Consider the following 9,719-nt stretch of genomic DNA (forward strand, 5'->3'; position numbering starts at 1 on the left):
ATGCGGCATGAAGTTTCAAACAATCAATCCCGCAACGGGAATGCTAATTAAAGAATATTCTTATTTGCCGTTTTGTGAAGCTGAGGCCTTGGTGGGCTCTTTGAATTCTTCTTTTCAGGAATGGTCGAAGATTGCTTTGCATGGGCGCATTCAATTTTTAGATCGAGTCGCTTATCAAATAAGGACCCATAAAGAGGAACTGACGCGGTTGATGAACTTAGAGATGGGTAAAACTCATCCCGAGGCCAATGCTGAGGTTGATAAAGCTTTATCCGTTTTTCCTTATTATTTTGGAATTGCCGAAGAGTTTTTAGGTTCCCGGCAAATTGTCTCAAATTACGATGAATCCTATGTTCTTAAAGAGCCGATGGGTGTGATTTTAACAATCATGCCTTGGAATTTTCCGGTTTGGCAGGTTCTGCGTTTTGCAGTTCCTGCGCTTTTGGCTGGTAATTCGGTTTTGTTGAAACACTCGGAAATTACCGCTGGTGTAGCCCTACTTTTAGAGGAGTGTTTTCAGCGTGCGGCAAACTTTGAATTTGAAAAAAATGTTTTTAGGAATGCCTTTTTAACTCATGCTGATGTTGCAAGTTTAATAGCAAATCCATTTATACGGGGAGTGACCTTTACAGGAAGTGAGCGAGGCGGACGTCAAGTGGCTGCTGTTGCTGGGCAGAATTTGAAAAAGTGCGTTTTAGAGCTGGGCGGAATGGATGCGTACATTGTACTGGAGGATGCCGATATCGAGCAAAGTGCAGATGCATTGGTGCGTGGGCGCTTTGTGAACTGTGGGCAAAGCTGTGTTGCTGCAAAACGATGGTTAGTGCATGAGTCTGTCGCCTTGAAATTCAAAGAGATTGTCTTAGATAAAATTTCAAAACTTAAGTTGGCTCCGTTGGCTCATCGAAAATTCCAAGTTTGTATTCATGAACAGGTTCAAGATCTTGTTCAAGCTGGCGGAAAACTTTTAATCGGGGGGGAGCTTCCCGTTGGGGACTCTGCTTTTTATCCTCCGACCTTGATCGAATTTCAAGATTTGTTAAAGCATACTAAAGAGCAATGGAAGTCCCTGGTTGATGAAGAAGTATTTGGACCAGTGGCTTTGATGTTTCAATTTAGTCACGAATCTGAAGCTGTTCATTTTGCGAATGCGTCGGTTTATGGTCTTGGCGGAGGCGTTTTTTCAAGAGATTTGAATAAGGCCAAAGAGCTGGCGCTGAAGTTAGAAGCAGGGTTTGTGGTCATCAATGATTTTGTCAAATCAGAAGCTGGAATTCCCTTTGGTGGAGTTAAAAACTCGGGTTACGGCCGGGAGTTGGGGCCAGAAGGCCTTCAAGAGTTTCTTGCGACTCGCAGCGTGGGGGTTCGTTACTTGAAATTATGATCGAAGGTGGGGCATACTTGCCCCGTGCAGAATCTAGATCATCAGATTTACAGTAAATACAAAGCCCAGCCTTTTCAATTTCGAAAGGTGCTGTTGGCGTTTTCTGGTGGAGTGGATTCATCAGTCCTTTTGCATATTTTAAGTAAATGGTCTCAGTTCGAAATTGTCTTAGGGCATGTTCACCATGGCCAGGAGTCCAATGCGGATTATCGAGATCGAGTTCGCGAGTTAACAATTGAAGCAGCAAAAAAATATTCAATTGAGCTGTACGAAACGCAGCTAAAGGGAGTTGATCAAAGTGAAGAGTCTCTTCGGGAGGCTCGTCATCAGCACTTACAGAAGTGGAAGACTCTGGTTGGAGCCGATGTCATTGTCACAGGACACCACCTTGATGATCTTCTTGAAACGCGATTGTTAAAATTATTGCGAGGCGCTGGAAAACAAGGATTTGTCTCTTTTCAAGAGAAGAGTTTGGAGTTCTGGCGTCCTTTGCTTGAGACATCCAAGGCTCAAATTTTGGAATATGCTGAAAAAGAAGGCATTTCTTATCTTGAGGATCCAACGAATAAGGATTCTGAGCCTCTGCGCAATTGGTTGAGAAATGAGTGGTTGCCTGCATTAGAAGCGAAGCTACCCAAAGGGGTCGAGGTTTTAGGACGTAGTTTGAATCACCTAGCCGAAGAGCTTCAGGGGCGTGATGATGTATTGCAAATTCACAACAGGACCTGTGGGAGCGCTTCAGAGCAGGGTCTCAGTTTGATTTTTTTAGCGACACTAAATCCGAAAGCTCGGCAGGCATTGCTGGCTGGATACTTGTTAAATCTCAAAAAGCGAGACTTTTCGCTTTCTCAAATAGAAGAAATTTTAAAACGACTGGACAGTTCCCAAAAAGTACACACATTTAAGGTAGCCAGTCTTGTTTGGAGTGTTAACGCAGGGCGGGTCAAGGTCTTGGATTGAGGCTGTGTTTTGCCACTGATTCATGTTAGCCTACACTAGTTAGCCTCGTTCAAAGGAAAGGAATTTTTTGATGAGATCTACTCAGAAAACCCTCGCGTTGTGGTTCTTCCTGATCATTATGGCGGTATTTCTTTTTCAAGCCTATGAAAATCGCAATCATAAAATGATCACGGATTTTAGTTATTCAAAATTTACAGAGGCTGTAAAAAACGGCGAGGTTGATAGCGTCACCTTCCGCGCAGACTCTGGGGAAATTCTTGGTAAAATAAAGCCAGATTTCGAGAAGAAATATAGCGGGACTCAGTTCTCGATTATTGGAAATACGGGCGATGAAGGATATAAATTCCTTGTTACCAACGGTATTACTCCTAACTACGAAAAGAGCGAAGGGGATGGTTTCCTACAAAGCTTTTTGATGAACTGGCTGCCTCTTATTTTAATTGCCGGAATGATTTTCTTTATCATGCGTCAAATTCAATCGGGTGGCGGTAAAGCGATGAGTTTCGGTAAATCGCGTGCTCGCTTAGTTGAAAATAAGAACAAAGTGACATTCAAGGATGTTGCAGGGGTCGACGAGGCGAAGGAAGATTTGCAAGAAATCGTTCAATTCTTGAAGGACCCGAAAAAATTCACTCGATTGGGTGGTCGTATTCCTAAAGGTGTTCTACTTGTTGGTTCACCAGGTACTGGAAAGACTCTTCTGGCTCGTGCTGTCGCCGGAGAAGCGGGTGTTCCGTTCTTTACTATTTCGGGTTCAGACTTCGTTGAAATGTTTGTCGGGGTCGGGGCTAGTCGTGTACGTGATCTTTTTGAACAAGGTAAAAAGTCAGCTCCTTGCTTGATCTTTATCGACGAGATCGATGCGGTCGGTCGTCATCGTGGCGCAGGCATGGGTGGTGGACATGATGAGCGTGAACAGACACTGAACCAGCTTCTTGTAGAGATGGACGGTTTTGAGTCTACTGAAGGTGTTATTCTGATCGCAGCAACGAACCGTCCTGACGTATTAGATCCTGCCTTGTTAAGACCAGGTCGTTTCGATCGTCGTGTTGTGGTAAATAAGCCGGATCTTAAAGGTCGAGAGCAAATCTTAGGCGTGCATGTTAAGAAAACGCCAGTAGGACCAGATGTCGATGTTGAAAAAATCGCTCGAGGCACTCCGGGATTCAGTGGTGCTGACCTTGAGAATCTAGTGAATGAAGCGGCTTTGAATGCGGCCCGTACGGATAAGAAATATCTAGAGATGGTCGACTTTGAACACGCTAAAGACAAAGTTATCATGGGTTCAGAGCGTCGGTCGATGGTCATTTCTGAAGAAGATAAGAAAATGACAGCTTATCACGAAGCGGGACACACCTTGGTGGGTTTTGTTCTTCCGGGATTGGATCCAATTCACAAAGTAACGATTATTCCACGAGGAATGGCATTAGGGCTTACTCAGACATTACCAGAGAAAGATCAATTGTCGTTCTCGAAAAAACAGGCGGAAAATTGGATTGCTTTTGCTTTTGGCGGTCGAGCTGCCGAGGCGATTGTTTATGATGATTACACAGCTGGTGCGGCAAATGATATTGAACGTGCGACAAGTCTAGCTAGACGAATGGTCTGTGAATGGGGCATGAGTCCGCTTGGACCTTTGGCCTTTGAAAAACGTGAAGGTCCGGTATTCTTGGGTCTTCAGCATGGTCACACTCAAAAGGATTATTCAGAAGCTAAAGCCGAAGAGATTGATAAAGAGGTTTCTCGTATTATCAATACCGGCTATGAAGTGGCAGTGAAAATCTTGAAAGAGAAGCGTGATGCTCTCGAAAGAATTACGCAGGCGCTTTTGGAGTTTGAGACGATTGATGGGGCGGAAGTCGCAATGCTAGTCAATGGTGCAGAGGTCTCTGAAGTTGCTAAAATCAGAAAAAATAAAGCTGATGGCGGTGGATTTGGTTCAGTAGATTCAGTTCTTTCCGAAAAGAAGGATGGATCTGATCCTGTTGGAAATACAGGTCCAGTGACGATCTAATTGTTCTGAGTATTTTAAAAGGGGCTTCATCTTGATCTGGCAGCAGTTTGTAGACAATTTATCATTTATTTTGTCCAATTTGCGTGCTCAGGATTTTTTAGACATGGCCCTTGTTTGGATGGTAGTTTATCGCGTATTAATTTTGATACGGCGAACGGGCACCATCCAAATGTTATCTGGTCTCGGTGTCTTGGCGATTCTTTATATTCTTTCCATTTGGTTCGAACTTTTCACGTTCAACTGGTTGCTTGAAAAATTCTTTTCAAATTTATTTGTTATCGTCGTTGTTTTATTCCAAGGGGAAATTCGTCGAGCACTTGCTCATATCGGATCGAATCCTTTCTTTACTGATGTTTCTGCGGCCTATGAAACTCAAATGGTGGAAGAAATCGCAAAAGGGGTCATTGCCGCTTCTCAAAGAGGTTACGGCGCTTTGATTGTTTTAGAGAGTGAAATTCTGGTGGACTATCATGTTGAGATGGGAACTGAGATGGAATCAAAGGTGTCGTCAGAACTTTTGACTTCGATCTTTCATCCGGCAGCTCCGATGCATGATGGTGCAGTGTTAATTCGAAATGGCAAAATTCACTCAGCCGGTTGTTTTTTACCTTTAAGTAAAAATCCCGCCTTAGATAAAAATTTAGGAACGAGACACCGGGCAGCTATTGGTTTAACAGAAGAAACGGACGCAATGGTGTTGGTGGTCAGTGAGGAAAATCGTAGCATCAGTATAGTTAAAGGGGGGCATATGCAGCCCCAAGTTGAATTGGGTGATGTGCGAAAAGCTCTCTATGAATTCTATGGTTTAAAGTACAAAGCCTTTCACCAAGGAGAACTTGTATGAAGTTTGATTTGGTCGAATTCTTCACAGAAAATTGGACATATAAGGTTGTAGCCTTTTTCATTACCGCGATCTTGTGGTTAACGATATTGGGTCGACGAGATTTTGTGATGAGTAAAACAATAGAAATTGATCTTTTAACAGCACCTGGCCATGTCGTCATCGCTCAGAGTAATGATTCGGTACGCGTAAAGGTCTCGGGCTCCCGTACAGCTTTAAAGAAGTTTATGGACTCAGCTCTTAGTCACTCGTTAGCGATTGATGTTTCTCAACGTGGATTAGGAGTTGTGGATGTGACAATTCCTTTAGAAAAAATTGATATTCCTTTAGGAGTTAAAATTATTGGCGTGAAGCCTATGGTGATTCGAGCAGAAATTAAATCAGCCTCAGATGTGAAACAATAGTGTAGGTATTTTATGGCAGAGAAGAAAAAAAGATTATTTGGTACTGATGGAATTCGCGGAACAGCTAATCAGTGGCCAATGACACCAGAAATGGTTGTCAAAGTAGGTCAAGCCTTGGGTTATATCTTGAGGCAGCGTGATGACAATATCATGAACGGTGTTCGTCGTGTCGTTATTGGTAAGGATACTCGACTATCGGGTTATATGATTGAGCAAGCCTTAGCATCGGGCTTAAATTCGATGGGCATTTTCGTGCAGCTTGTGGGACCTTTGCCGACTCCTGGTATTGGGTATTTAACTAGAACCATGAGAGCAGCCGCTGGAATTGTAATTTCAGCGTCTCATAATGCCTATCAAGATAACGGTATTAAAATTTTTGGACCGGATGGTTTTAAAATTGCTGATGATATTGAAAAAGAGATCGAACGTTTAGTTCTAGAAGAAGATCTAAGCCAATACTTGGTGACAGGGCCTGAAGTGGGGCGCACTCGTCGTATTGAAGACTCTCAAGGGCGTTATATTGTCTATGTGAAGTCTACATTTCCTTTAGAGGAAACTTTAGAGGGGATGCGTATTGTGCTGGATACGGCAAACGGTGCGGCTTATAAGGTGGCGCCAAATATCTTTGAAGAGTTAGGTGCCGAAGTCGTCGTTGTTGGTGATGAACCTAATGGAATCAACATTAATGACAAGGTGGGGGCATTACATCCGGCACGATTAGCGGATGCTGTGATTCAGTACCGTGCGGACGTTGGTATTTCATTAGATGGGGATGCGGATCGGGTCATTATGGTTGATGAAAAAGGCCATATCATCAATGGAGACCATATTTTAGCTATCTGTGCATTACATATGAAGAGTAAAGGTCTTTTAAAGAAAGACACTTTGGTTGCCACCCAGATGTCTAATTTCGGGTTGGAAAAGAAAATGCGCGAGCAAGGAATTAAACTAGTAAAAACCGGCGTCGGTGATAAATATGTCGTCGAGGAAATGCGCAAAAATGGCTACAACTTGGGTGGCGAACAATCTGGTCATATTATTTTCTTGGATCATACAACAACTGGTGATGCATGTATTGCAGCATTGAGTGTACTTGCCGTCATGAAAGAATCTGGAAAAAAAATGAGCGAGTTGAACCGCGTTTTTGAAGACGTGCCGCAAGTTTTGATTAACTGCCGAGTTAAAAATAGAAAAGAAACTTCTGAAATTAAGGGTTACGATGCTCTTATCAAAGCCAAGGAACAGGAACTTGGTGATAGTGGACGTGTCTTTGTTCGTTTTTCAGGCACAGAACCTTTGATACGTATTTTAGTTGAGGGGCCTGATAAAGCAAAAATTCAGGTGATTGCTGAAGAAATTGCTGGTTTTCTAGAGAAGGAGCTGTCGTAGTATGGCCCAAAAGAGAAAAAAGAATATGATCCGTCTTGGAGTTAACGTTGATCACGTGGCGACATTGCGGCAGGTTCGAGGTGGAACAACTTCCTATCCAGATATTTTAAAAATGGTACGCTTAGCAGTCAAAGGTGGGGCGGGTCAGATCACCATTCACTTGCGTGAAGACCGTCGACATATTCAGTTGTCCGATCTTAAATTATTGTCTAAAGAATGCCCCGTTCCCCTGAATTTAGAGATGGGTGCAACGCCACAGATGGTTTCATTTGCAAAAAAATACAAGCCTGATTGGGTTTGTTTGGTGCCGGAAAAAAGGGAAGAATTAACGACCGAAGGCGGTTTGGATGTCATTGGTCAATACTCGAAATTAGCCCCAATGATCGAGAAACTTCAGCGCATCGGAATTGAAATCAGTCTTTTTATTGAGCCGTCGGAAGAACAAGTAAATGCAGCCTACAGAATTGGGGCTGATGCTATTGAACTTCACACGGGAAAATGGGTGCTATTAAAGGGTGCCGCTAAAGAGCGCGAGTGGAATAAACTTTGTCGAGCAGCCGAGCTTGCGCATAGTTTAGATATGAATGTTCATGCTGGACACGGCTTGGATTATGCTCATTCAAAAATCATCAATAAACTTCCATTTCTTCAAGAAGTTAATATCGGACATTCTTTGGTTTGTTACGCTCTTGAGGATGGTTTGGAAAAATCTGTTCGAAAAATGCGACAAATTCTTAAGTAAAGTAGATAATCATGAATCGTTCGGTGGAAGTCCATAGTCTAATCGAGTTGGAGCAGTTTTGGAAAGAACTGCTTCCTTCATTTCCCGATCGATGTGTCCTACTTTTAAAAGGGGATGTGGGCGCCGGGAAGACTCACTCTGTTCTGGCGATTGCTCAGTTGCAAGGACTGAAAGATGTCGCGTCACCGTCGTTTGCAATTCATCATCGTTACGAAGGTCAGAATGGATTTGTGTTAGACCATTTAGATCTTTTTCGTTTAAAAAATGAGGATGACCTAGAGTCCACTGGTTTTTGGGATTTATTCGCTCAGAAAAAATCTTTGATTATTATCGAATGGCCGCAGCGCTTAAATTTTGAAGAGCTGCCGATGAATTGGCGCAAAGTACAGGTTGAAATTTCAATTTTAGGTCCGACGGATCGTCGCATTGACGTTACGGATCTAGGATTCTAAACCTAGCTCCCGAGCTTATTGTAGCTCGGGTGAGGTTATGCGGCCGTTGCTAACGTTAAATCTTTTGATATCTCAGTAGATAGTTTTTCGGCGAAATTCAAAGTTGCTTTATTGAAGGCCTGACTGCCCGCAATGCCCATCAGCATTCCGACAAGTTTGTCTTGTACTACTATCGGAGTGATTGTGACGTGACTTGGGATCTGTGCTTGATTCCAGATTTCGAAAAACTGTTCGTTGATTTCATTCAGACTGATGGGGCCGTGAAACGGCTTTACAGTTTGGGCAACGATATTGAAAATGCTAGGCGTCTTCAGTGGAATAACTTTTTCGTTTTGAGGTTTTTTAAATCCGTCATCCCAAAATTGCACTTTAAGTTTTGATTCGTCATCACTGATTGCCAGGATCAAAGACTTTTCAAAATGACTTTTCATTTGAGAAAAAGCTTTTTGCGATTCTGTTTTTAAAAAGTCCGCTTTCCAGGGATCCATTGAAAATCCTGAGGTCGGATTTGCACCCAGAGTTGCCGCCGAGACATGAGGAATTGGGCGAATAGAGCCAGTGCTTCCAACTGGAGGTGGTGGTGGAGGCGGTGGTGCTTTTGCAATTGCAACCGCCGTATTGGTAAATTCTGTTTGTATTCCTGAATTTGTGGGTTCGCTTGCGACCTCCGCTTTAGTAACGGTATTCGAGCGAAGCGCGGTAAAATCCAAATCCAAAGGTGGTGCTTTACTTGCAGAGTTTTCAATTCCTTCGGGCTCATTCAGAGCTTCAAGATTCAAATGCCCATCAAAACCTTCTGGAGATCCTTCTTCAATTTCTAATAGTTCATTTTCAGAAACAACATCAACCACTTCATCCTGAAGTTCTAAAAGATCTGAACTTGGATTGTCTGCAACTGCAGCTTCAGGCGCGACGGTCGAGGAGATCGAATTTGTCTGAAAGGATTGGTATTTTTCGTACCATCTTTTGATTGAGCTTGTATCTGCTAAAAAAAAGATAGTCGGCGTTGCAGGTATGGAAACAACGGATGAATTGAATTTTTCCGGATCAATCGTAGCGATCAAAAGGTGTTGTTCCCATATACCGACAGGAATACAGTCCTGCGACCATGTGAAATTTTCACGATATTTGTTCCAAAGGCTTTCTGACGGAGCTAAATCGACAAAGTAGGAACCTTTAATTTTAGCGATCTCAAAATGCTTTTGAGCCCACAAAAGATAGTCTTCTTCTTTTAGGAGTTCCTTAGCCAGGGCAAAAGATAAGAGTGACTCGGATCTTTCAACTTCGTTGTAGAAAGCTTCAAGTCCCTGTAATTGTTCTTCAAAGTGTTGAATCCAAAGAGGTTTTGCCATGTTTTTCTTATCGGATCAGGCTTGGTAAAACTGTATGGACTTAGGGTGGTAAAAAAACACGCCGATGTAACATAATGTCTTTTGGGGCGACTTTCCGGGGGAGGTACAATCCCTAGGGGTTCGACCCGGCAAATAAGGAATCACTATGAAAAGCATTCAGTCTTTTCAGGTACTTAAGAAT

General features: G+C 42.9%; 9 protein-coding genes. 8 read left to right on the forward strand and 1 reads right to left on the reverse strand.

The window, feature by feature from the left end; all coding sequences use genetic code 11:
* Nucleotides 1-7 precede the first annotated feature (7 nt).
* From AC04MN_RS13170 to tsaE, 8 genes are all read left to right on the forward strand, one after another.
* Nucleotides 8-1,384, forward strand: a complete 1,377-nt coding sequence (locus AC04MN_RS13170) for an aldehyde dehydrogenase family protein (RefSeq protein ID WP_475383665.1) — start codon at nucleotides 8-10, stop codon at nucleotides 1,382-1,384.
* Between the two features lie 24 nt (nucleotides 1,385-1,408).
* Complete coding sequence (tilS, locus tag AC04MN_RS13175) at nucleotides 1,409-2,344, forward strand: tRNA lysidine(34) synthetase TilS (protein WP_475383666.1); 936 nt, start codon at nucleotides 1,409-1,411, stop codon at nucleotides 2,342-2,344.
* A 70-nt stretch (nucleotides 2,345-2,414) separates the two neighbouring features.
* Complete coding sequence (ftsH, locus tag AC04MN_RS13180) at nucleotides 2,415-4,358, forward strand: ATP-dependent zinc metalloprotease FtsH (protein WP_475383667.1); 1,944 nt, start codon at nucleotides 2,415-2,417, stop codon at nucleotides 4,356-4,358.
* Nucleotides 4,359-4,389: 31 nt separating this feature from the next.
* Nucleotides 4,390-5,202 (forward strand): diadenylate cyclase CdaA, encoded by an 813-nt coding sequence (cdaA, locus tag AC04MN_RS13185; RefSeq protein WP_475383668.1) that lies wholly within the window; start codon nucleotides 4,390-4,392, stop codon nucleotides 5,200-5,202.
* Nucleotides 5,199-5,603, forward strand: coding sequence for a CdaR family protein (locus tag AC04MN_RS13190; protein WP_475383669.1), 405 nt, complete (start codon nucleotides 5,199-5,201; stop codon nucleotides 5,601-5,603). The genes cdaA and AC04MN_RS13190 overlap by 4 nt, the downstream gene beginning before the upstream one ends.
* Before the next feature lie 12 nt (nucleotides 5,604-5,615).
* Nucleotides 5,616-6,992 (forward strand): phosphoglucosamine mutase, encoded by a 1,377-nt coding sequence (glmM, locus tag AC04MN_RS13195; RefSeq protein WP_475383670.1) that lies wholly within the window; start codon nucleotides 5,616-5,618, stop codon nucleotides 6,990-6,992.
* Between the two features lies 1 nt (nucleotide 6,993).
* Entirely contained in the window at nucleotides 6,994-7,734 is a 741-nt protein-coding gene (locus AC04MN_RS13200; RefSeq protein ID WP_475383671.1) for a pyridoxine 5'-phosphate synthase, read from the forward strand.
* Nucleotides 7,735-7,745: 11 nt separating this feature from the next.
* Nucleotides 7,746-8,186 (forward strand): tRNA (adenosine(37)-N6)-threonylcarbamoyltransferase complex ATPase subunit type 1 TsaE, encoded by a 441-nt coding sequence (gene tsaE, locus AC04MN_RS13205; protein WP_475383672.1) that lies wholly within the window; start codon nucleotides 7,746-7,748, stop codon nucleotides 8,184-8,186.
* Between the two features lie 35 nt (nucleotides 8,187-8,221).
* On the opposite strand, the gene AC04MN_RS13210 is transcribed toward tsaE, so the two are convergent.
* Complete coding sequence (locus tag AC04MN_RS13210; RefSeq protein WP_475383673.1) at nucleotides 8,222-9,538, reverse strand: hypothetical protein; 1,317 nt, start codon at nucleotides 9,536-9,538, stop codon at nucleotides 8,222-8,224.
* Nucleotides 9,539-9,719: the final 181 nt, after the last annotated feature.

This window comes from Bdellovibrio sp. ZFWA1 (assembly GCF_056175665.1).